Source organism: Pseudomonas sp. 21LCFQ02, from assembly GCF_024129895.2.
Lineage (GTDB): Bacteria > Pseudomonadota > Gammaproteobacteria > Pseudomonadales > Pseudomonadaceae > Aquipseudomonas.
Genome location: NZ_CM178749.1, coordinates 4,965,110 through 4,986,226, shown reverse-complemented (window position 1 = coordinate 4,986,226; position 21,117 = coordinate 4,965,110). Strand labels below are relative to the sequence as shown.

Here is a 21,117-nt window from a genome sequence, read left to right as displayed (position 1 = left end):
GTTGAATCGTATATTTATAAAAAAAGCGTGGAAAATTCTTTTTAGGAATAAGCTAATGTTAAACAAATAGAATGTTGCTGGCTAACATTATGCAAATATCTGATTTAGTGGGGCGGGCGAACGGCCGCCGTCCGGCGGGCTTGCTGAATAAAGCGAAGCGCGGAGCGTCAGATGCGGCTGGGCCCGCTTAAACCTGGCTTGCAAGACGCGCACAGGAGCCTGCGCGATGCTCTGAAAAAAGCACCGCGCACCGATCTGCCGGCCGGGTTAACGGGCTGTGCTTTTCGAGGTGCTGGAAATGGTTTTGCAACGTGTCCGATGTGGATGTACCCCTGTATTCGCCAGCAGAGCGGCCTCCTACAGAGGTTTTTAATGCCTAAACGAACAGTATCGAGGTCACCCGAGCCAGATGCCCTGGCTCATGTTGCCGGCCAGATTGGCGATGTTTTCACTGCTTTCCGAGAACGACACCAGCATCCCTTGAATGCTCAGCCCGCTGTTCAGTTCGTTGATCCAGTAGTTGAACCCACCGGCGTCCGGCTCGCGGTTGAGTACGTTGCGATAGAAGGCTGTGAGCAGTTCGCTTTGAGTCTGGCTGGCGCCGTAGAGGGTGCGGAACTCTTCGCTGGCCATGAAACCGTTGGCCACCGACAACAGGCTTTCTCCGTTGTCGATCGACGTAACCCAGTAGCGCAGGCCGCCTGTGTCTGGTGTGCGGTCGAGTGCAGCCTGATACAGGCGGTAAGCACTGCCTGCGGTTTGCCCGGCTCCGGTGTCCAGTGCCAGAGTCCCATCCTGAAACTTCAACCGTTCGATACCGGTCAGCGTGTCCCGGTCTTCGGTGGCGGCGAGACGGGTCACGTTGGTCAGGGTGTCGTTGCGCGACACTTCGTAGCTGCTGCGCAGCCCGTTATAGCTAACGCTGTCCAGCCCATCCAAACCTTGAAAATGATCGGCCGCCGGGCTGGCGAAAAAGACGTCGTTGCCGGTAGTGCCGGTCTGCACGGCGGCAGTGGTGGTTGCGAGCATGGCGTCATTGCTGGGAATGAAACCGATCAGATCGTCGTACACCAGGCCGATATCTGCCCACACATCCACGGTCGAGCTGCCTGAGCTCTTGACTCCGATTACATATGAGCCAGTGCTGTCAGTGACATACAGCGGGCCGCCAGAGCTGCCCCTGTCGAGGATATCGCTGCCCTCATAGGCGTAGGCGGTGTAGGTCGAATAACGTGCGTCGTGGTGAATATAGGCAGAGCCGTACATCAGCCCGGTGCTGCCGCCAGGATAGCCGAACGAATTGGCCCAGATCGACTGGTTGTAGCCCGATGCCAGACCCATGTAGCCCACCTGGTCACCCACTGCTACATCAAGGCCGATCAACGCCACATCGTATTGCGACTCGGCCTGGGTCAGGGTGTTGTTGTTGCTGTTCTGGAACACCTGATCGGGGTAGGCCAGGACCTGCCAGTCTGCGTCAGTGAGCGAGACCAGCGGCGTACTGTCGAACCGGCCGGTCCGGAAGTTGTAGTCAGCCCCCACGTAGAACTCCAGGCGGGTGGCATAGCCACCCAGGTCCGGGTCGTAGACCACGTGCGTGGCGGTGAGTATGTCGTTGCGTCCAACCACCGAACCGCTGCCAATGTAGACGTCGCCACTGGCAAACGTGGCCTTGATGAAAACGGCGGTGGAGTAGGGGTAACGGGCTGGGCTGACTTCTGTGGCCATGGATACTCACTTCGTGATGGCGCTATGGCTGTTAGGTTAAGGCGTGTATCGCCACAAAGACATTGGCAGTGTGGTGCCTCTGCTTGTTCCAAGGCAATACGCCCTTTGCTCTTGGTATTGATGATTGGTCAAGGGCACCGCGGTCCGGTGGGAGTCGGCTCAGCCGACGAATGCTGCGCTACAGCCGCAGCAGATGGGCCGGTTTTGCCGCTGTGGTCCGGCGCCCCGGCAACCTGAGCGCCGATCGGCACATCAATCACTTGACTGACTCGGCACCAGCGCTGAGGAAAAGTTTTTTGAAACAAGATATTTCAACGGTTGGCAAAGAGACGAGCATAAACGTTGCGTTTGCTTGAGCATAACCACGCTTTGAGCGCTCTAGCTCGCCAAGGTTCATCCATTTGCATCAAAAATGTATGTCTGGAATTACAAATCATTATTATTAGCTTTGTTAATTTGTGTTAATTTTTGCGACCTGCTGTTTCTGACTGTGTCGGCAGCTTCGGCTGCCCGACCTCAGAAGTGCGCGCAATGATTTTCCTCTCCAGCCCAGGAATCCTTCGATGTTTCGTCTTGCCTTCCCCACACTGGCCGGTGTCATGACGCTGAGCCTGTCCGCTTCGCTACTGGCGGCTCCTGCAGCCGACGGCACGGTGACTCTGGACAACGTGAATATCAATGCCGAACAAGGCACCACTGATGCGGCCACCACGGAAGGCACCCGCTCTTACACCACAGGTTCCATGAGCACGGCGACCAAGCTGCCGCTGTCGATCCGTGAAACCCCGCAGTCGGTCAGCGTCATTACCCGTCAGCGCATGGAAGACCAGGGCATGAACGACCTCAATGATCTGGTCAAGTACGCCCCTGGCATTACCTTTCGCAAGTACGGCTCGGACCGTCTGGAATACCTGTCGCGCGGCTTCAAGATCGACAACCTGATGTACGACGGCCTGCCGACCACCGTGGGCAGCTTCACTCAGGACACCATCTCGGCGGCTGACCTGGCGATGTACGACCGCATTGAAGTGGTGCGTGGCGCCACCGGCCTGATGACCGGCGCCGGCAGTCCGTCAGCGACCCTGAACCTGGTGCGCAAGCGCCCGACCGACACCCCGCAGGTCAGCGTGACCACCAGCGCCGGTAGCTGGGACCGTTACCGTCTTGAGGTCGATGCCTCTAATAAGCTCAACGAATCCGGCACCCTGCGTGGGCGGGTAGTGACCGCTTACGAGGACAAGAAAAGCTTCCAGGATGTGCGTGAAAGCCAGCGCCAGACCTTCTACGGCATCATCGAAGCCGATCTGAGCGACGCCACCACCTGGACCATCGGCGCCTCCAAGCAGCGCGATGACAACACCTCCGACTGGGGCAGCCTGCCCAGCGGCCCGAACGGTGAAGACCTGCACCTGTCACGTTCGACCTTCCTGAGCAACGACTGGTCGTACTGGGACAAGGACAACTACACGCTGTTCTCCGACATTACCCACCGCTTCAACAACGGCTGGACCGGCAAGCTGGCGGCGCAGAAGATCTGGGCCGAGGCCGATACGTTCTCCAGCTACCTGAGCTACAACGGCCCGACCCTGGAGCAATACTCGGGGCAGTATTTCAACACCGATGACCAGACCAACCTTGACGCCACGCTGTCCGGGCCGTTCCAGTTGGCCGGTCGTGAGCACGAGCTGGTGTTCGGTGCCAGCCGTCGTGAAGAAAAGTTCGACCAGTCCGGCGGCTGGTGGGGGCAGGCCACGCCCATCGATCCTTACAACTTCAACCACAGCGTGATCGCCAAGCCGTCGTCCAGCGACCGCAACCCCTATGCCGGGCGCAACACCAGCATCGAGAAGAGCGTTTACGCCGCCGCGCGGCTGAACCCGATCGACCCGCTGCACGTGATCATCGGCAGCCGGCTGAGCTGGTACGACTACGAAAACCGCGTCAGCGGCGACACCTATAAAGTCACCCAGGAAGTCACGCCGTATGCCGGTGTGATCTACGACCTGAACGACACCTACTCGGTGTACGCCAGCTACACGCAGATCTTCAAGCCGCAAAGCGAGCAGAATGTATCGGGTACCGTGCTGGATCCGATGACTGGCGAAAGCTATGAAATCGGCCTCAAGGGCGAGTATTTCAACGGCGGCCTGAACGCCTCCGTCGCGCTGTTCGACATGACCCAGGAAAACCGTGCCTACGCGCTGACCTCGCAGCCTGATGCCTGTCGTGCACAGAACCGCACCTGCTATGAAGCAGCCGGTGAAGTGCGCAGCCGTGGTATCGACGCTGAACTGACCGGTGCGCTGACCGCTGACTGGCAGTTCTCGGCGTCGTACACCTATGTCCTGAGCCAGTACATCAAGGACGCCAACCAGCGTAACGAAGGCCGGTTGTTCGCGCCGAACCAGCCCAAGCACCTGTTCAAGGTGGCTACCTCGTACAACCTGCCGGGCAACCTGAGCAAGTGGCGCGTGGGCGCTGATGTGTTCGCCCAGAGCGAGACCTTCAACGTGGTCGGCAGCGGCTACGCCACTCAGGACGCCTACGCGGTACTGGGCCTGATGGCCGGCTACCGCTTCAACGAGCACTGGGATGGCCGGGTCAACCTGAACAACGTCACCGACGAGAAATACTGGCAGGGCATCCCTACCGGTTCGGGCAGCGGCACCTATGGCGACCCGCGCAACCTGATGTTCTCGCTGAAATGGACCCTTTGAGTAGGACCGGCTTTAGCCGGGAAGAGCGCGGCTAAAGCGGATCGCCGCCCGCTCGTTCCCTCAAAGACTTGAGGTGCCCAAGTGAACAATACCCCGACTGGTTCGGGGTATTTTTTTGAAGGTCCGAAACCGCTTGCAGCGCATGAACTGCGCAGCAAAGCGAAAATTGATTTTCAACTGACAGCCTGAGGTGTTCTGCGGGGCAATATTGCCCGGTTGACGCCGATTACAGGGCTGCTCTATAACATCAACTCAATTTTCAATAAATTTATTTGAAGATGGCATCCATCAAAAAACCGAAGTCTCATCTTGAGACACTGGCATACAGCGCCGAGGCGGTGGTCAAGCTGATGCCGCAGTTTCGGGCGGTCGATCAGAAGGGCCGTTATCTGCATTGGCATGACCATCAAGGCGCGACAAGCCCCGCCGTTCAGGGCGGGGAAGGATAGCGCGGACGGCGTAGCCGTCCCTGGTTGCCGTGGGGTGTCTGCTGCTGTTCGATGGATGCACAGCCACAGGATGATGCGCAGTAACACGGCGACACAGTATGCCTTCTATGGCGATCTTTCGTTACAAAGACCCCATGGGCCTGCACTTTGAAAACACCGTGCCGTCCGCGCCTAATGGCGTCTTCATTGCTCATGGCTCAAGAGCAGCATGCAACGACTTCAAGCCTTCAAGTACGAACTCATGCCAGACGGCCGACAGGAGCGGCAAATGCGCCGCTTTGCCGGCTCCTGTCGCTTCGTCTTCAACAAGGCGCTGGCGTTGCAGAAAGAACGCCACGAGCAAGGCGAGAAGAAGCTCGGCTATGCGGGCCTGTGCAAGTTGCTGACCGAGTGGCGCCATAGCCCGCAAACCGCATGGCTGGCCGATGCGCCTGTTCACCCGTTGCAACAGAGCCTCAAGGATCTGGAGCGGGCCTACACCAACTTCTTCGCCAAGCGAGCCGACTTTCCCCGGTTCAAGAAGAAGGGGCAGCGCGACAGTTTCCGCTATTCCGACCCGAAACAGATCAAGCTCGACCGGACCAACAGCCGCCTGTTTCTGCCCAAGCTGGGCTGGCTGCGCTACCGCAACAGCCGCGAGGTGCCTGGCACGGTGAAGAGCATCACCGTGAGCCAGTCGTGTGGCAAGTGGTTCGTGAGTATCCAGACCGAACGCGAGATCGATGAGCAGCCCACGGCACAGGGTGCGGCAGTCGGCATCGACATGGGCATTGCCCGGTTCGCCACGCTTTCGGATGGCTCGTTCTACGCCCCCCTCAACAGCTTCAAACGCCATGAAACCGCGCTGTGCAAAGCGCAGCAGGCGATGAGCCGCAAGGTCAGATTCAGCCGCAACTGGAAGAAGGCGAAAGCTTGCGTCCAGCGCATTCATTCCCGAATCGGCAATGCCCGCCGCGACTACCTGCACAAGTGCTCCACCACGATCAGCCAAAACCACGCGATGGTGTGTATCGAGGACTTGCAGGTACGCAATATGTCCAGGTCGGCGGCGGGCACGGCCGAGGCACCGGGAAGAAACGTTCGGGCCAAGTCTGGCCTGAACAGGGCCATCCTCGATCAGGGCTGGTTCGAGTTCCGCCGCCAACTGGACTACAAGCTGGCGTGGCGCGGCGGCTGGCTGATTGCCGTGCCGCCGCGAGATACCAGCCGCACGTGCCCGTGTTGCGGCCATGTGTCGGCGGCCAACCGCCAGACGCAGGCGCTGTTCAGGTGTGTGGGATGTGGTTTTGAAGGCAACGCCGATGTGGTCGGGGCGATCAATGTACTAAGGGCGGGACACGCCCGGTTAGCCTGTGAAGTGAGCGCAGAGGTCATGGCGCCAGCAGCAGGAACCCACCGAAGCGACTCAGGGGCGGCTCGATGCCGCGCCTGAGCGCCGTAGGAATCTCCGGCCTCAGGCCGGGGAGGATGTCAACGAGTCCGGTTTCAACAAGACCCTGAATTTCAGACAGATCCACTTGCTCAAAAAGCTGCTGCGCAATCCGGGTCGGTTGTTTACTGCCAAAGAGGTCAAGAATGACTTCGACATTTCCGAAAATACGGCCAGGACCGATCTGGAAAAGCTCTATCAACTGAAGTTGCTGGGCAAGAGCCGTGAGGGCAAGACCTGGTACTACATCGCCCGTGAAGATGCGATGGCGCATATTCGTGGCAGTGGTTCCAATCGTCTATGACGGCCCTCTGGCACGCCTTACATTGCCTTGACCTCCCGCAGGCACTGCCTCAGCAACTCTGACCCGTCGCCGCTGCGATAGCTGATCACGATCGGTGAGGTGGCGTGGCGGTCGAGCAGTTCGCTGTAGCCGATGTCGTCACGGTGCAGACGTTGTACCGAGGCGGGCACCAGGGTGATGCCGATACCGGCCGCCACCAGGCCGATGGCGGTCTGCAGTTCGTTGGCCATTTGTGCCACATGAATCTTCAGGCCCTGGCGGTTGAAGATGCCCAGCACATGGTCGGCGTAGCTGGGCCGCGGGTTGCCGGGGTATAGCACAAATGGCTCGGCGGCCAGGCGTTCGAGGCTCACCGGCCCGGCCAGCAGCGGGTGGCCGGCGGGCAGGGCGGCCACCAACGGGTCTTCGCGCAGCACCTCTTGAGTGATGGCCGGGTCATCGAACAGCATGCGGCCAAAACCGATATCGATACGGCCGCTTTTCAGTGCCTCGACCTGCTGCAGGGTGATCAACTCGGACAAGCCCAGTTCCACATCGCCAAAACCGCGCAACCGGCGGATCAGTTCCGGCAGTTGCCCGTACAGCGTCGAGGGCGCAAAGCCGATGCCCAGCCAGCGCTTGCTGCCACTGGCAACCCGGCGGGTATCGTCGCTGATGCGCTTGAGTTGCTCCAGCAGTTGTGAAGAGTGCTCATAGAAAAACCGCCCGGCCTCGGTCAGCCGCAGTGGTCGGCTGCGCTCCAGCAGCTCTACGCCCAGTTCATCTTCCAGCTGCTGGATCTGCCGGCTCAAGGGCGGCTGGGCGATGTTCAACTGCTCGGCGGCACGAGTGAAGTTGAGGGTCTGGGCCACGACCCGGAAATAACGCAAATGACGCAGCTCCACGATACCTCCTGGGTATGAAGCGAGACTTAATCAATATTGGACCGCCCGGCTGTCGAGCGTCAATCTTGGCCTCAAGCACACCTGACCTGCCGGATAGCTTCATGAGCGATGCAATAACCATCCAAAGCTTTGAAACCCTGATCGTCGACCTGCCGACCATCCGCCCGCACAAGCTGGCGATGCATACCATGTATGGCCAGACGCTGGTGATTCTGCGCATTCGTTGCAGCGACGGTATCGTCGGGGTTGGTGAGGCCACCACCATTGGCGGCCTGGCCTACGCCGGCGAAAGCCCCGAAAGCATCAAGGTCAACCTCGACACCTGGTTCGCGCCGCTGTTGATCGGTCAGGATGCACGCAACCTCAATGCTGCCATGCAGCGGGTTGATCGCGGCATCCGGGGCAATACCTTTGCGCGCAGTGCTGTGGAAACGGCTCTGCTTGATGCCCAGGGCAAGCGCCTCGGGCTGCCGGTGGCCGAGGTGCTCGGCGGGCGGGTTCGTGACGGTGTCGAGGTGGCCTGGACCCTGGCCAGTGGCGACACCGGCCGCGACATCGACGAAGCCGAGCAGATGCTCGATCGGCGTCGCCATCGGCATTTCAAATTGAAGATTGGCGCGGGCGATGTGGCCCGCGATATCGCCCACGTGGGGGCGATCAAAAAAGCGCTGGGTGAGCGCGCCAGTGTGCGGGTTGATATCAACCAGGCCTGGAGCGAAGCGGTGGCGATCAATGCCAGCCGGCGCTTGGCCGAGGCCGGGGTAGAGCTGATCGAGCAGCCGCTGTCGCGGTTTGACCGCGCCGGCATGGTGCGCCTCAATGCCCACAGCCCGATCCCGCTGATGGCTGACGAAGCCATCGAGTCGGTACAGGACAGCTTTGCCTTGGCGCAGTCCGGCGTGGCGCCGATTTTCGCGTTAAAGATCGCCAAGACCGGCGGCCCGCGTGCGGTATTGCGCACGGCGGCGATTGCCGAGGCGGCCGGTATCGGCCTGTACGGTGGCACCATGCTCGAAGGCAGCGTTGGCACCCTGGCCTCCGCTCATGCCTTCGCGACCCTCGACAAACTGGAATGGCACACCGAACTGTTCGGCCCGTTGCTGCTGACCGAAGACATCCTGGTCGAGCCGCCGCTGTACCGTGATTTCCAGCTGCTGATTCCGACCGCGCCAGGCCTGGGCCTGGAGCTGGACGAACAACGCCTGGCGCGCTTTGCCCGCCGCTGACCCCTGATCGACAAGGAACTGCACGATGCTTTTTCACGTACGCATGACTGTCAGACTGCCGGCCGACATGCCCGCCGAGCAGGCTGCCCGGCTCAAGGCCGACGAAAAGGAACTGGCCCAGCGCCTGCAACGCGAGGGTGTCTGGCGCCACCTGTGGCGCATCGCCGGGTTGTACGCCAACTTCAGCATTTTCGATGTGGCGGATAATCAGGCATTGCACGACACCTTGATGCAATTGCCGTTGTACCCGTATATGGATATCGAAGTGACGCCGCTGTGCAGGCACCCTTCGTCGATCCATGCCGATGATCGCTGAGCCCTGAACCCGACAATCAATACGCAGCAAGCCTGAACAAGAATAATGACGAGGACACGCCACCATGACCGTACGTATTTCCCACACCGCTGACGTCCAGAAATTCTTCGAGAATGCCTCGGGCTTCGACGAGGACGCCGGCAACCCACGGATGAAAACCGTGGTCCACCGGATCCTCACCGACGCAATCAAGATCATCGAAGACCTGCAGATCTCTCCGGAAGAGTTCTGGAAAGCGGTGAACTACTTCAACGAACTCGGTGCCCGTCAGGAAGCCGGTCTGCTGGTGGCCGGCCTGGGGCTGGAGCACTACCTGGACCTGTTGCTGGACGCTGAAGACGAGCAGAACGGTCAGGTCGGCGGCACCCCACGGACCATCGAAGGCCCGCTGTACGTGGCTGGCGCACCGCTGAGTCAGTACGAAGCACGCCTGGATGACGGCACTGACGCTGGCACGCCGCTGTTCATGCACGGCCAGGTCCGCGATGTCGACGGCCAGCCGCTGGCCAACGCCACCGTTGATGTCTGGCACGCCAACACGGGCGGCACCTACTCGTACTTCGACCCGACTCAATCGGAATTCAACCTGCGCCGCCGCATTCAGACCGACGCCCAGGGCCGTTACCGCTTCCAGAGCATCGTGCCGTCCGGCTACGGCTGCCCACCCGATGGTCCGACCCAGGGCCTGCTCGACCAGTTGGGCCGCCACGGCCAGCGTCCGGCACATGTGCACTTCTTCATCTCTGCCCCCGGCCATCGGCACCTGACCACCCAGATCAACCTGGCAGGCGATCCGTACCTGCATGACGACTTTGCCTACGCCACCCGGGATGAACTGATCGCCCAGATCCATTTCATCGACGACGCCGAGCGCGCCGCGCAGCGTGGCGTATCAGGCCGCTTTGCCGAAATCGAGTTCGATTTCGCATTGCAATCCACCGAACAGGCCGCCGAGCAGGCACGCCGCGAGCGGGTGCGGGCGTTGGAGGCCTGACAATCTATTGATTTTTAATGGATATCCCGTAGGCGTCATGCCGACCGGTCAAGGCCAACGCGGTCCGGTGGGAGCTACCAAGGTAGCTCCCACAAAGGCATGCAGCGCCTAAACGAACAGTATTGCGGCTAAAGCGGATCGCCGCCCGGCCGGTCCGGCAGGATTCAGCGATGCCTGCACTTGGCAAACATATCCAGCGGCTGACTGTAGTCGCTGGTTTTTACGTTGAGCAGGCCCAGCATCGAGTGAAACAGGTTGTCCTGGCTGAGCGGCTGGTTGCGCGTGGCTTGCAGGCAGTCAGTATCGACGCCGAACGACTGTCGATAACCCTCAGAGAACCATGCCACCATCGGAATATGCCGCTGCTGTTCGGGCGCCACCATGTAGGGCGTGCCGTGCAGGAACAGGTTGTACTCGCCCAGTGATTCACCGTGGTCCGACAGGTAAAGCATGGCGGTGTCGACCTTGTCCTGGTTGCTGCGCAAAATGTCGATCAGGCTGGCCAGCACATGGTCGGTGTACAGCAAGGTGTTGTCATAACCGTTGACGATGCTCTCGCGTGAGCAGTTGTTCAGCGCATTGCTTTTGCACACCGGGGTGAATTTCTCGAATTCGGCCGGGTAGCGTTTGAAGTATTCGGGACCATGGCTGCCCATCTGGTGCAGCACCACAACCGTGTCAGTCTTGAGGTTGTCGATATCGGCCTGCAGGTCGCGCAGCAGGATGGCGTCGCGGCATTCATGGTCGGCGCACAGGCCAGGGTCCTTGTCATTGCTCAGGTCGATGAAGGTCACCCGGTCACAGGTGCCTTTGCAACCGGCCTGGTTGTCACGCCAGATCACGTTGTAACCGACCCGCTTGAGTACATCCAGCAAGCCTTCCTGGGTCTTCGCCGTGGCCGCGTTGTAGCGCTTGCGGCCCAGGTCGGAAAACATGCACGGCACTGACACGGCCGTCTCGGTGCCGCATGACCAGACATCACTGAACGCAATCACATCGCCTTCAGCCTTGAGCCGGGGCGTGGTGTCGCGGGTGTAGCCGAGCAGCCCGAAGTTCTCGGCCCGGGCACTTTCGCCGACCACCAGTACCGTCAGTGACTGGCGCGGATGGGAGCTGGAAGGCGGTTCGCGCAGGGCATCGCTGGCGGTCGGGCGAAAGGTGGTTTTAGCGGCGAGGACCTGCTCATGCAGATAGCTCCAGCCAGCGCCGATCAGGTTGCTCGGCACCACCATCAGGCGCAGTTCGTGATGGTTGCGAAACAATGAGGCCAACCCTTGGTAGTTGACCAGTGCGACCCCGCCCAGCAGCGCCACGCAGCCGACACTGATCAGCGCTTTACTGAGCACTTCGGCTGGCCAGCGGCGGTAGTTGATCGGCGTCTTCCACAGTAACCATGACGGCAGCACGCCCAGCGCAGCGATATACAGAAACAGCTTGCCGGAGAGCAGACCCAACGCCTCGGTCGGGTTGGTTTCGGCAACATTGCGCAACATTGCCGCGTCAAAGATGATGCCGTACTCGTTCATGAAATAAACAATGCCCGAACCGAGCATGAACAGGGTGATCAGTACCGGTTTAAGGACCCGTTTGAACGCGATCAGGGTGAGAAAAAGATTGAAGATGATCGCGATCAGCGCCGCAAAGGCGACACTTAGAATAAACCCGGTATGGTCAGCGGCAGTCAAACTGAAAACATGCTGCCAAAGGCTCTTGTTAAACGCCAGTAACAAGTAAAAAGTGGCGAGCACGGTCACAACTTCAGGGCGAACGGCTTTGATGTTCGGCATGCGGGTTACTTCACTAATAGGGTGGGCAGAGAGCACGTCACGCGTTAAGCGTGGCGCTCCGTCGTGTGGCTGGCGGTCAGAAAAGTATCGAATCTTTGTTGCCCGCCCGCCAATGAAACTCAGCGGGCCGGGCCGATTTGCGACGATTCAGAAAGCATTCGTTCAGCTTGCCCGCGCGGGCGCGGCGCACAGCTTGTAACCCAGGCCGTGCACGGTCTGTAGCAGTTCGGTGTCGAACCCGCCATCGAGTGTGCGGCGCAGAATATGAATGTTGCTGCGCAAGCTGCCACCCTTGGGCGTGTCGTTGCCCCACAGGACCAGTTCCAGCTCTTTGCGCGGGACCAGATGCGGGCTGCGGCGCATCAGTAGCTCCAGCAGTTTCAAGTGGGTCGGGTTGAGTTTCAGCACGGCGTTGGCGCGTGACACCTCCAGGGTGTCGAGGTCGTAGGTCAGGTCGGCCACGCTCAAAACCCGGTTGCCAGTGCCTTGGCGGCGGGCGGTGATGGCTTCCAGGCGCGCCAGCACTTCGGCCATGGCAAAGGGCTTGGTCACGTAATCATCGGCGCCGGCCGAGAACCCCACCAGGCGGTCTTCCAGCGTGTCGCGGGCACTGAGCATCAGGATGGTGACATCAGAGCGCGAGTGCTGGCGCAGGCTATGGCAGATGCGGTTGCCGTCGATGCCAGGCAGCATGATGTCGAGAATGATCGCATCGAACGCCTTGGTCGCTGCCAGATGCAGCCCGCTCAGGCCGTCGAGCGCGCTTTCGACCTGATGCCCCTTGAGTTGCAGAAACTCCACCAGGTTGTCGTGAATATCACGGTTATCTTCGATTACTAATATTTTCATTGTCGGTTGTGTTATGCGCAGTCCGCCGTGGCTACGGCTATCGTTCGGAAGTTGGCAGGGAGAAGACTAGACGGCAATCAGTCTGCACGGCGTCAACGGTTTGTGAGAAAAATGTCAAAACTGCGGCTGGTCCGCTTGCTTGCTGTCGGCAGGCTGTCTGACGAACAACTTTCTGATGGGTTCTTTACCTGAAAGGCAAGAAGCCGGTTATAAGCTGTGGACTTTCATGGCTGGCCTCATTGCGGAGCATCTTTCATGGCCGATGTATTAACGGTCCCGGCATCACGTCCTTTCAACTTTCGTCTGGCCGCAGGTCTTCCTGTTGCACTCATGGCGTTGTTATTGATTTTCGATCCGACTGCACTGGATTACTTTCTGGCCCGATTGTTTTATATCCCCGGCGAGGGCTTCATCGGTGCACACAGTTATTGGCTGGAAACGATTCTGCATGATCGCGCCAAGCAGTTGGTGATTGCACTGGCACTCGGTTTTGCCGTGGCCTTCGCGCTGAGCTGGAAGGTGGCTGCGCTGCGGCCCTGGCGCCGGACCCTGGGTTACATCGTCCTGGCCATGGGCTTGTCTACCGCAGTGATCACGCCCTTGAAGAACCTGACCCAGGTGCAATGCCCCTGGAGCCTGAGTGATTTTGGCGGCGTCGAGACCCATACGCCACTGCTCAGCCACCGCGCGCCGAGTCTCAAACCGGGACTGTGCTGGCCGGGCGGGCACGCGGCCACCGGCTTCTCGCTGCTGGCGCTGTTTTTCGCGTTGCGCGACCGCAAACCTGGTGCCGCCCGGGTCGCGCTGGTGTTCGCCATCGCACTGGGGGCGCTGTTCTCTTTGGGGCGGATGATGCAGGGCGCGCATTTTCTGTCGCACAACCTGTGGACTCTGCTGATCGACTGGCTGATTTGTCTGGGTTGTTATCGCTGGTTGCTGTATTGCCCACAGCGCACCGTTGCCCGTGCAGGCACCGCCCTCAGTAGCTGAAATCCCGCCCCAGCTCCTGCTGCATCCACTGCAAGAAGCGCCGCACCCTTGGAAAGCCGGCATGCGCCTTGGGAAACACCAGGTGGTGGGCGCTGACCGGCACGCTCAGGCGTTCGGGCGCGATCACCAGCAGCTCGCCGCGGCTCAGGAATTCTCTGGCCAGCAGGGTGCTTTCCAGCGCAAAACCCAGCCCTAGGCGCGCCGCTTCGAGGGCCATATACGAGCGGTCGAAACTCAGCGGGTAGGGGCTGTCGGGCCGTGACAGGCCGTGCTGGGCAAACCACTGTGGCCAGTTAACCAGAGTGGCTTCAGACAACACCAGCGGGCGGTGCAGTAAGTCCTCTGGGCTAGACACCGGGCTCTTCGCCAGCAGTGCCGGTGAGGCCATCACTGCCAGATGCTCGTTGGGTACGCTGCGCACTTCCAGCGTCGGCCAGTTGGGCTGGCCATGGCGGATATCCACGTCGATCTTGTCGCGGCTGAAATGCAGCGACTCGTACGAGCACGACAGGTTGATCTGGATATCCGGGTGGCTCTGGCGAAACTGCTCGATGCGCGGCATCAACCACAGAAATCCGAAACTCGGTGATGCGTGCAGGCGCAGGCAATCGAGGCTGACATCGCTGCTGGCGCGTTCGGTGGCCACGGCAAAGCTGTTCAGGATGCCAGAGACATCAGCCAGGTATTGCTCACCCACTGGCGTCAGGGTCACGCCACGGGCGTTACGCAGGAACAGCTGGCGACCGATCATGGCTTCGAGCTTGGCCAACTGATGGCTGACCGCCGAGGGGGTGAGGTTCAACTGCTCGGCGGCGCGTGCCACGTTACCGAAGCGGGCGGTCTGCTCGAAGGCCTGGATGGCCTTGAGCGGCGGCAGGTTTAGAGAGGCATCGGTGGGGGTGGGCATGGGTGGATTTTCCAGTAATCAGTAGTAATCGGGTGTTATGTCCAGTGAGGTGGGAGCGACAGGGCAGCCATCCGTCCTGGTCGCGAAGACGGCACATTCACAGCAGATGTGCAGCTTCACTGGCCCTTTCGCGAGCGAGCTCGCTCCCACAGGGGTACGGCAAAATATCGGTGATGTTGGTTCTGAGTGCTGAATTTTTTTCAGCACTTGCTGAATTTCACGTTATTGCTCAGGCGCAGGGTGGGGCACAAGCTGTGTCCACGATTTATTGCAAATCGAGTTCATAAAAACAAACGGGAGAACGCCCCATGCTGCTGCAAGACAAGATTGCAATCATCACTGGCGCCGCTTCGGCACGCGGTATTGGCCGGGCCACTGCTGAAATTTTTGCGCGTCAAGGTGCCCGGGTGGTCATCCTTGACCTTGACGAGTCTGCCGCTCGCGACGCCGCTGCCGCCCTAGGCGAAGGCCATCTGGGTCTGGCCGCCAACGTTGCCGATAAAGCCCAGGTCAACGCTGCCGTAGCCACTGTGCTCGAACGCTTCGGGCGCATCGATGTGCTGGTCAACAACGCCGGCATCACCCAACCCCTGAAAACCCTCGACATTGGTCACAGCGATTACGACAAAGTGCTGGATGTCAGCCTGCGCGGCACACTGTTAATGTCGCAAGCGGTGATTCCGGCCATGCGTGAGCAGAAGTCCGGCAGCATCGTGTGTATGTCGTCGGTATCTGCCCAGCGCGGTGGTGGCATCTTTGGCGGCCCGCACTACAGTGCTGCCAAGGCCGGCGTACTGGGCCTGGCCCGCGCCATGGCCCGCGAACTGGGTCCGGACAATGTGCGAGTCAACTCCATCGCCCCCGGCCTGATCCAGACCGACATCACCGGCGGCCTGATGCAGGATGAACGCCGCCACGCGATCATCGACGGCATTCCGCTGGGCCGTCTGGGCCAGGCGCAAGATGTCGGTAATGCCGCGCTGTTTCTGGCCAGTGACCTGTCGGCTTACCTGACCGGCATCACTCTGGACGTTAACGGTGGCATGCTGATTCATTGATGAGCGCAGCGGGCCTGGCGGCCCGCCATGAATATTCAGCCCTGCCGTACAGAGTGTGGCGACGAGCAATCCTTGTCACCTGATCTGTACACAGTAGGGCGGTCATAACAATAAAGAGAAGACCATCATGACTACCCTGTCACTGGAAGCGGCGTCCAACGTACGCGCCAATGCTTATCGCAAGACCGCGTGGCGGTTGATGCCGTTTCTGATGCTCTGCTACCTGTGTGCCTACCTGGACCGGGTCAATGTCGGTTTTGCCAAACTGCAGATGATGAACGACCTGGCCCTTAGCGAGGCGGTTTACGGCCTGGGCGCGGGCATGTTTTTCATCGGCTATTTCCTCTGTGAAGTGCCTAGCAACATGATTCTGCACCGGGTCGGTGCGCGGGTGTGGATCGCCCGGATCATGATTACCTGGGGCATCATCTCCGGCCTGTTCGCCTTCGTTGAAACCGCCTGGCAGTTCTACGTGCTGCGCTTTCTGCTCGGGGTTGCCGAAGCGGGGCTGGCACCGGGTCTGCTGCTGTACCTCACCTATTGGTTCCCGTCCTACCGCCGGGCCAAGATGACCGTGCTGTGGTTTGTTGCCATTCCGTTGTCTGGGATGATCGGCGGGCCGCTGTCGGGCTGGATCATGAACGCCTTCGCTGGTGTGCATGGCTGGGCCGGCTGGCAGTGGATGTTTGTCATCGAGGCGATTCCCACCGTGGTGGTTGGCCTGATGGTGCTCGGTTACCTCAAGGACGGTGTCCATCAGGCCACCTGGTTGACTGCCGAGGAAAAGGAGCTGGTGCAAAAGGAACTGGAAGAGGACAACCGGCAGAAGGTTACTCATGCCTCCGTGGGCGAGTTCATTCGTGACCGGCGCCTGTGGCTGCTGGCCGGGATCTACTTCTGCGTGGTCATGGGCCAGTACGCGATCACTTTCTGGCTGCCAACCCTGATCCGCAACGCCGGGCTCTCCGACCCGCTGCACATCGGCATGATGACCAGCCTGCCATACCTGTGCGCCATCGTCGCCATGCTGCTGGCCGGGCGCAGCGGCGACAAGCATCAGGAGCGCCGCTGGCACCTGGTAATTCCGATGATCCTTGGCGCCATGGGTCTGAGCCTGGCAGCGGTACTGGGCGGCAACCTGCTGCTCTCGGTCATGAGCCTGTGCCTGGCCGCCGCCGGCATTCTCTCGGCCTCGTCACTGTTCTGGATGCTGCCCACCACCTTACTCGGCGGGGTCTCGGCTGCGGCCGGTATCGCCGCGGTGAACAGCTTCGCCAACCTGGCCGGTTTCTGCTCGCCTTACCTGATCGGCTGGATCACCACCAATACCGGCTCCAGTGCGCTGGGCATGTACCTGATCACCGGGGTGCTGCTGTTCGGCGCCACCCTGGTGCTGCGAGTGCCTGCCGCACTGGTCAATCGTTGATTCAAGGAGTTACGCAATGAGCGCTAACCTGTCATCCGCACCTGCTACAAGCCTGGGCGAACGTGCCCACAATATTCGCCGCCATGCCCTGCGCATGGGTCAGGTCCAGGGTCAGGGCTATGTCGGCCAGGCCCTTGGCGCCGCCGACCTGCTGGCCGTGGCCTACTTCCACGCCATGAACCTGCGCCCGGCTGAGCCGGAGTGGGAAGGCCGCGACCGCTTCTACCTGTCCATCGGTCATTACGCGATTGCCCTGTATGCGGCATTGATCGAGGCGCAAATCATCCCGCTGGACGAGCTGGAAACCTACGGCGCCGACGACAGCCGGCTGCCGATGTCGGGCATGGCCGCCTACACGCCGGGCATGGAGATCACCGGCGGCTCGCTGGGCCATGGCCTGGGCATCGCGGTGGGTGCCTGCCTGGGGCTGAAACGCAAGAACAGTGCGTCGTTCGTCTACAACCTGCTGTCGGACGGCGAACTCAACGAGGGTTCGACCTGGGAAGCGGTGATGTCCGCCTCGCACTGGAAACTCGACAACCTGATCGCCATCGTCGACGTCAATAACCAGCAGGCCGACGGCCACTCCAGTGAAGTGCTGGCCTTTGAGCCTATTGTCGACCGTTGGCAGGCATTCGGCTGGTTCACCCAGCGCGTCGATGGCAACGACCTCGACGCGCTGGTCCAGGCGTTCGATGCCGCCCGCCAGCACCCTGGTGCGCAGCCACGGGTGATCATTTGTGACACCCGGATGGGCAAGGGCGTGCCGTTTCTGGAAAGCCGCGAGAAGACCCATTTCATCCGGGTCGATGAACACGAATGGGATATTGCACTGCAGAATCTGGACGCCGGGAGCAACGTATGAGTACCGTCAAGAACACCACCGAGACCGGCAAGAAACGCCTGACCACCTCCGCGATGATCGCCTCGATTGCCGCCGAAGGTCAGCCGACCCGCCCGGCACCCTTTGGTCACGCGCTGGCAGCACTGGCGGCCCAGCGTCCGGAGATCGTCGGCCTGAGCGCCGATTTGTCCAAGTACACCGACCTGCACATCTTCGCCAAGGCGTTCCCGGAGCGCTTCTATCAGATGGGCATGGCCGAGCAACTGCTGATGAGCGCCGCTGCCGGTATGGCTCGCGAAGGCTGCGTGCCGTTCGCTACCACTTATGCGGTGTTCGCTTCGCGGCGCGCCTATGACTTCATCTGCATGGCGATTGCCGAAGAGAACCTCAACGTCAAGATCGTCTGCGGCCTGCCGGGCCTGACCACCGGCTACGGCCCCAGCCACCAGGCCACCGACGACCTGGCGATCTTTCGTGCGATGCCCAACCTGACCATTGTTGACCCCTGCGATGCGCTGGAAATCGAACAGGCCACCGTGGCCATCGCAGAACACCAAGGCCCGGTGTACATGCGCTTGCTGCGCGGCAATGTGCCGCTGGTGCTGGACCGCTATGATTACAAGTTCCAGCTTGGCAAAGCCCAGGTAATCCGCCCCGGTAACGAAGTGCTGGTTATCGCCTCGGGGTTGATGACCATGCGCGCTCTGGAAGCGGCCGAAAAACTCCAGGCCGATGGCGTCAGCGTGGCGGTCCTGCACGTACCGACCATCAAGCCACTGGATGAGCAGACCATCCTGGCCGAATGTCGCAAACCGGGGCGGCTGGTGGTCACGGCGGAGAACCATTCGATCATCGGCGGCCTGGGTGAAGCGGTGGCCGGCGTGCTGCTGCGCAACGGCGTGACGCCTACCTTCCGCCAGATCGCCTTGCCGGATGCCTTCCTCGACGCCGGCGCCTTGCCGACCCTGCATGACCGCTACGGGATTTCCACCGCAGCGGTCAGCCAGCAGATCAAGGCCTGGCTGTAACTGGTGCTGGTCGGTCCCACCTCGATTCTGACTTGGAAATACGGTGGGAACGACCTTGGTCGTGAAGAGGCCAGTAAAGTCGTCAAATCTATGGTGAGTTTCATGCCGCCTTCGCGACCAAGGTCGCTCCTACCGAGCCTGACTGAATAGCATTGGGATTACCCTGCATGGCGGTTTTTCTCTACCATGCAGGCTTTTGTCCGATGTGTTCAGGAACACCCATGTCCAGCCTGCATTTGCGTAACGCCACACCCGCCGACGCCCGCCGTTGCTACGAGATCGAGATCGGTGCCTACGAAGGCGATGAAGCTGCAACTCTGGAAAAGATCGCCACGCGTATCGCCCAATACCCCGAGGGTTTCCTGATTGCGGAAACTGACGGCCAGATCATCGGTTTCATCAACTGTGGCTGTGCCCATGTGGTGCAGATGTCCGACGAAGCTTTCAAGGAACTGGTCGGCCACAGCAGTGATGCGCCTAACGTGGTCATCATGTCAGTGGTCGTCGATCCGTTGCATCAGGGCAAAGGCTACGCCCTGCAATTGATGAACGAGTTCATCGGCCGCATGCGCGCCATGCATAAACAGACCATCCACCTGATGTGCAAAGACCGCCATGTCGGCCTTTATGAGCATATGGGGTATCGCTATGTGCAGCCTTCGCAGTCCGATCATGGCGGCATGGCCTGGCATGAAATGATCATGGTGCTTTAACTCGGTGGACTCGCTGATCCTGATCGTCATCCTTGGCGCTGCTCTGGCCGGCTTTGTCCAAGGGCTGTCAGGCTCCAACTTCGGTCTGGTGGCCATGGCTGTCTGGGCCTGGGCGCTCGACCCGACCCTGACCGGACCGCTGGTGGTCTGTGGCTCGCTGACCGGGCAACTGCTGGCCGCCGGGGCGCTGCGCAAGCAGCTCGATCTGCCCAGGCTCTGGCCGATGGTTGCCGGCGGCGTACTTGGCGTGCCGTTGGGCGTGCTGTTGTTGCATCAGGTCGATCCCGTATGGTTTCGCCTGTTGGTCGGGATTGTGCTGGTGCTGTGGTGCCCGTTGATGCTGTTCTCGGCGCACTTGCCACGCCTGGCTGGCAATAGCCGCCGCGCCGATGCCGGTGTTGGCCTGGTCGGCGGCATCATGGGCGGGCTGGGGGGCTTGAGTGGTCCGGCCCCGGCATTGTGGGCCGTGCTCAACAACTGGGACCGGGCTACCCAGCGCTCAGTGATTCAGGGCTTTAATCTGGCGATGCAGGCCAGCACGATGCTCACTTATCTGCTGAGCGGTACAGTGACCGCCCAGGCGCTGGGGCTGTTTCCGGTGGTGGTGCTGGCGGTGCTGGTGCCGACGCTGCTTGGCGTGCGTTTGTACCGGGGGATGAGCGACCAGCTTTTTCGCCGTCTGGTGCTGGGTTTGCTGACCTTGTCAGGCGGGTTGTTGATCGGCCTGTCGCTGCCGAAGCTGCTGGTTAGCGGTGCTGCTTAGCTCCGGCATCTATTGAAGATGGCTTGGGTTGAGCGATAGCAACTGGCCGGCCAGACGTGAGAACAGTTTCATCGAGTCCAGGGTTTTTTCGTTGCCAAGAACATCGGCGGGATAGGGCGCGGTCGCGCACAAAGTGCCGAAGAACTCGCCGTTGATAAGGAAGATCGGCATCGATATATACGCTTGCAGGCCGAATTTGATGACATTGGGGTGCGAGCGGTAAGCCGGGTCGTCGCTGATGCGTGGCATGATCAGCGGGGTATGCTCCTGCATCACCTTAGTGCAGATGGCAACTTCGTTTGGGATGGTGGAACCGGGCTCCAGGCCCAGGTGCATTTCATCGTTAACGATATAGGCGACCCAGTTTTCCTCATTGAACTTGCCAATCGCGGCAAACTTCAGGCCGGTGAGCAAGAGCACCAGTTGCAATACATTGCTCAGGCCCTCCACTTCGTTGATCGCCTGCAGTTCAAGCCAGTCGAGGCCCGGTGGGGTGTACTGCACAGGAGGTACAGGTTGATGCATGGGGGCTCCTGATTGCAGGTGTTTTGTGGGGGGGACAGGCTTTTGAATTTATCCTTGGCGTGCCTGTCAGCGCAACTTTATTTTCTCCAAGAGAAGTACCAGGCCGATACTCTTCAATGCTGGATCGTTTAATCGTTAGTCAACTAACCGATCTTCAATTCTGACGCCAAAGTTATGTCG

General features: G+C 60.3%; 19 protein-coding genes. 13 read left to right on the top strand and 6 right to left on the bottom strand.

Going from position 1 to position 21,117, the window contains the following annotated elements; translation table 11 throughout:
• Nucleotides 1-396: 396 nt before the first annotated feature.
• Entirely contained in the window at nt 397-1,728 is a 1,332-nt protein-coding gene (locus NJC40_RS22540; protein WP_253142901.1) for a DUF4214 domain-containing protein, read from the bottom strand.
• A 563-nt stretch (nt 1,729-2,291) separates the two neighbouring features.
• Here NJC40_RS22540 and NJC40_RS22535 point away from each other — a divergent pair.
• The 3 genes from NJC40_RS22535 to NJC40_RS22525 all read left to right on the top strand — a co-directional run bounded on the left by NJC40_RS22535 (nt 2,292) and on the right by NJC40_RS22525 (nt 6,627).
• Complete coding sequence (locus NJC40_RS22535) at nt 2,292-4,445, top strand: TonB-dependent siderophore receptor (RefSeq protein WP_492180413.1); 2,154 nt, start codon at nt 2,292-2,294, stop codon at nt 4,443-4,445.
• Between the two features lie 657 nt (nt 4,446-5,102).
• On the top strand, nt 5,103-6,326 hold the full coding sequence (locus tag NJC40_RS22530; RefSeq protein ID WP_253142900.1) for an RNA-guided endonuclease InsQ/TnpB family protein: 1,224 nt from the start codon (nt 5,103-5,105) through the stop codon (nt 6,324-6,326).
• Nucleotides 6,327-6,411: 85 nt separating this feature from the next.
• Entirely contained in the window at nt 6,412-6,627 is a 216-nt protein-coding gene (locus NJC40_RS22525; protein WP_253142286.1) for a DeoR family transcriptional regulator, read from the top strand.
• A 17-nt stretch (nt 6,628-6,644) separates the two neighbouring features.
• On the opposite strand, the gene NJC40_RS22520 is transcribed toward NJC40_RS22525, so the two are convergent.
• Nucleotides 6,645-7,511, bottom strand: a complete 867-nt coding sequence (locus NJC40_RS22520; RefSeq protein WP_253116622.1) for a LysR family transcriptional regulator — start codon at nt 7,509-7,511, stop codon at nt 6,645-6,647.
• Between the two features lie 101 nt (nt 7,512-7,612).
• Between NJC40_RS22520 and NJC40_RS22515 the strand changes: the two genes are divergently transcribed.
• The 3 genes from NJC40_RS22515 to catA all read left to right on the top strand — a co-directional run bounded on the left by NJC40_RS22515 (nt 7,613) and on the right by catA (nt 10,047).
• Nucleotides 7,613-8,737: a muconate cycloisomerase family protein gene (locus tag NJC40_RS22515; protein WP_045492119.1), complete on the top strand. Its 1,125-nt coding sequence runs from the start codon at nt 7,613-7,615 to the stop codon at nt 8,735-8,737.
• 25 nt (nt 8,738-8,762) lie between these two features.
• The gene (gene catC / locus NJC40_RS22510) at nt 8,763-9,053 is read left to right on the top strand and encodes a muconolactone Delta-isomerase (RefSeq protein ID WP_045492117.1); all 291 of its coding nucleotides are present in this window, start codon (nt 8,763-8,765) and stop codon (nt 9,051-9,053) included.
• 64 nt (nt 9,054-9,117) lie between these two features.
• Nucleotides 9,118-10,047, top strand: a complete 930-nt coding sequence (gene catA, locus NJC40_RS22505; RefSeq protein WP_045492116.1) for a catechol 1,2-dioxygenase — start codon at nt 9,118-9,120, stop codon at nt 10,045-10,047.
• A 164-nt stretch (nt 10,048-10,211) separates the two neighbouring features.
• Here catA and NJC40_RS22500 read toward each other — a convergent pair whose 3' ends face one another.
• Together NJC40_RS22500 and NJC40_RS22495 are read right to left on the bottom strand one after the other, a co-directional pair.
• Nucleotides 10,212-11,834 carry a phosphoethanolamine transferase gene (locus NJC40_RS22500; RefSeq protein WP_253142287.1) on the bottom strand — a complete coding sequence of 541 codons (1,623 nt, stop codon included), beginning with the start codon at nt 11,832-11,834 and terminating at the stop codon, nt 10,212-10,214.
• 162 nt (nt 11,835-11,996) lie between these two features.
• Nucleotides 11,997-12,683 (bottom strand): response regulator transcription factor, encoded by a 687-nt coding sequence (locus tag NJC40_RS22495; protein ID WP_253142288.1) that lies wholly within the window; start codon nt 12,681-12,683, stop codon nt 11,997-11,999.
• Between the two features lie 255 nt (nt 12,684-12,938).
• On the opposite strand from NJC40_RS22495, the gene NJC40_RS22490 reads away from it, so the two are divergent.
• Complete coding sequence (locus NJC40_RS22490) at nt 12,939-13,673, top strand: phosphatase PAP2 family protein (protein WP_253142289.1); 735 nt, start codon at nt 12,939-12,941, stop codon at nt 13,671-13,673.
• Here the strand turns inward: NJC40_RS22490 and NJC40_RS22485 are convergent.
• The gene (locus NJC40_RS22485; protein ID WP_253142290.1) at nt 13,663-14,580 is read right to left on the bottom strand and encodes a LysR substrate-binding domain-containing protein; all 918 of its coding nucleotides are present in this window, start codon (nt 14,578-14,580) and stop codon (nt 13,663-13,665) included. The genes NJC40_RS22490 and NJC40_RS22485 overlap by 11 nt on opposite strands.
• Before the next feature lie 308 nt (nt 14,581-14,888).
• On the opposite strand from NJC40_RS22485, the gene NJC40_RS22480 reads away from it, so the two are divergent.
• The 6 genes from NJC40_RS22480 to NJC40_RS22455 all read left to right on the top strand — a co-directional run bounded on the left by NJC40_RS22480 (nt 14,889) and on the right by NJC40_RS22455 (nt 20,412).
• Complete coding sequence (locus NJC40_RS22480) at nt 14,889-15,638, top strand: SDR family NAD(P)-dependent oxidoreductase (RefSeq protein ID WP_045492106.1); 750 nt, start codon at nt 14,889-14,891, stop codon at nt 15,636-15,638.
• A gap of 127 nt (nt 15,639-15,765) precedes the next feature.
• On the top strand, nt 15,766-17,064 hold the full coding sequence (locus NJC40_RS22475) for an MFS transporter (protein ID WP_045492104.1): 1,299 nt from the start codon (nt 15,766-15,768) through the stop codon (nt 17,062-17,064).
• A gap of 16 nt (nt 17,065-17,080) precedes the next feature.
• On the top strand, nt 17,081-17,929 hold the full coding sequence (locus tag NJC40_RS22470) for a transketolase (protein WP_045492102.1): 849 nt from the start codon (nt 17,081-17,083) through the stop codon (nt 17,927-17,929).
• Nucleotides 17,926-18,936 (top strand): transketolase family protein, encoded by a 1,011-nt coding sequence (locus NJC40_RS22465; protein ID WP_253142291.1) that lies wholly within the window; start codon nt 17,926-17,928, stop codon nt 18,934-18,936. The genes NJC40_RS22470 and NJC40_RS22465 overlap by 4 nt, the downstream gene beginning before the upstream one ends.
• Before the next feature lie 221 nt (nt 18,937-19,157).
• Nucleotides 19,158-19,649 (top strand): GNAT family N-acetyltransferase, encoded by a 492-nt coding sequence (locus NJC40_RS22460; RefSeq protein WP_253142292.1) that lies wholly within the window; start codon nt 19,158-19,160, stop codon nt 19,647-19,649.
• A 4-nt stretch (nt 19,650-19,653) separates the two neighbouring features.
• Nucleotides 19,654-20,412, top strand: a complete 759-nt coding sequence (locus NJC40_RS22455) for a sulfite exporter TauE/SafE family protein (protein ID WP_253142293.1) — start codon at nt 19,654-19,656, stop codon at nt 20,410-20,412.
• A 9-nt stretch (nt 20,413-20,421) separates the two neighbouring features.
• On the opposite strand, the gene NJC40_RS22450 is transcribed toward NJC40_RS22455, so the two are convergent.
• Nucleotides 20,422-20,937: a GAF domain-containing protein gene (locus tag NJC40_RS22450; RefSeq protein ID WP_253142294.1), complete on the bottom strand. Its 516-nt coding sequence runs from the start codon at nt 20,935-20,937 to the stop codon at nt 20,422-20,424.
• Nucleotides 20,938-21,117 lie beyond the last annotated feature (180 nt).

Excerpts from the sequence above, each read along its gene's own strand:
- NJC40_RS22485 (WP_253142290.1), bottom strand. The coding sequence starts at position 14,580 with ATGCCCACCCCCACCGATGCCTCTCTAAACCTGCCGCCGCTCAAGGCC.
- NJC40_RS22530 (WP_253142900.1), top strand. The coding sequence starts at position 5,103 with ATGCAACGACTTCAAGCCTTCAAGTACGAACTCATGCCAGACGGCCGA.
- NJC40_RS22495 (WP_253142288.1), bottom strand. The coding sequence starts at position 12,683 with ATGAAAATATTAGTAATCGAAGATAACCGTGATATTCACGACAACCTG.
- NJC40_RS22515 (WP_045492119.1), top strand. The coding sequence starts at position 7,613 with ATGAGCGATGCAATAACCATCCAAAGCTTTGAAACCCTGATCGTCGAC.
- NJC40_RS22460 (WP_253142292.1), top strand. The coding sequence starts at position 19,158 with ATGTCCAGCCTGCATTTGCGTAACGCCACACCCGCCGACGCCCGCCGT.
- NJC40_RS22535 (WP_492180413.1), top strand. The coding sequence starts at position 2,292 with ATGTTTCGTCTTGCCTTCCCCACACTGGCCGGTGTCATGACGCTGAGC.
- catC (WP_045492117.1), top strand. The coding sequence starts at position 8,763 with ATGCTTTTTCACGTACGCATGACTGTCAGACTGCCGGCCGACATGCCC.
- NJC40_RS22475 (WP_045492104.1), top strand. The coding sequence starts at position 15,766 with ATGACTACCCTGTCACTGGAAGCGGCGTCCAACGTACGCGCCAATGCT.
- catA (WP_045492116.1), top strand. The coding sequence starts at position 9,118 with ATGACCGTACGTATTTCCCACACCGCTGACGTCCAGAAATTCTTCGAG.
- NJC40_RS22490 (WP_253142289.1), top strand. The coding sequence starts at position 12,939 with ATGGCCGATGTATTAACGGTCCCGGCATCACGTCCTTTCAACTTTCGT.
- NJC40_RS22465 (WP_253142291.1), top strand. The coding sequence starts at position 17,926 with ATGAGTACCGTCAAGAACACCACCGAGACCGGCAAGAAACGCCTGACC.
- NJC40_RS22540 (WP_253142901.1), bottom strand. The coding sequence starts at position 1,728 with ATGGCCACAGAAGTCAGCCCAGCCCGTTACCCCTACTCCACCGCCGTT.
- NJC40_RS22470 (WP_045492102.1), top strand. The coding sequence starts at position 17,081 with ATGAGCGCTAACCTGTCATCCGCACCTGCTACAAGCCTGGGCGAACGT.
- NJC40_RS22500 (WP_253142287.1), bottom strand. The coding sequence starts at position 11,834 with ATGCCGAACATCAAAGCCGTTCGCCCTGAAGTTGTGACCGTGCTCGCC.
- NJC40_RS22450 (WP_253142294.1), bottom strand. The coding sequence starts at position 20,937 with ATGCATCAACCTGTACCTCCTGTGCAGTACACCCCACCGGGCCTCGAC.
- NJC40_RS22480 (WP_045492106.1), top strand. The coding sequence starts at position 14,889 with ATGCTGCTGCAAGACAAGATTGCAATCATCACTGGCGCCGCTTCGGCA.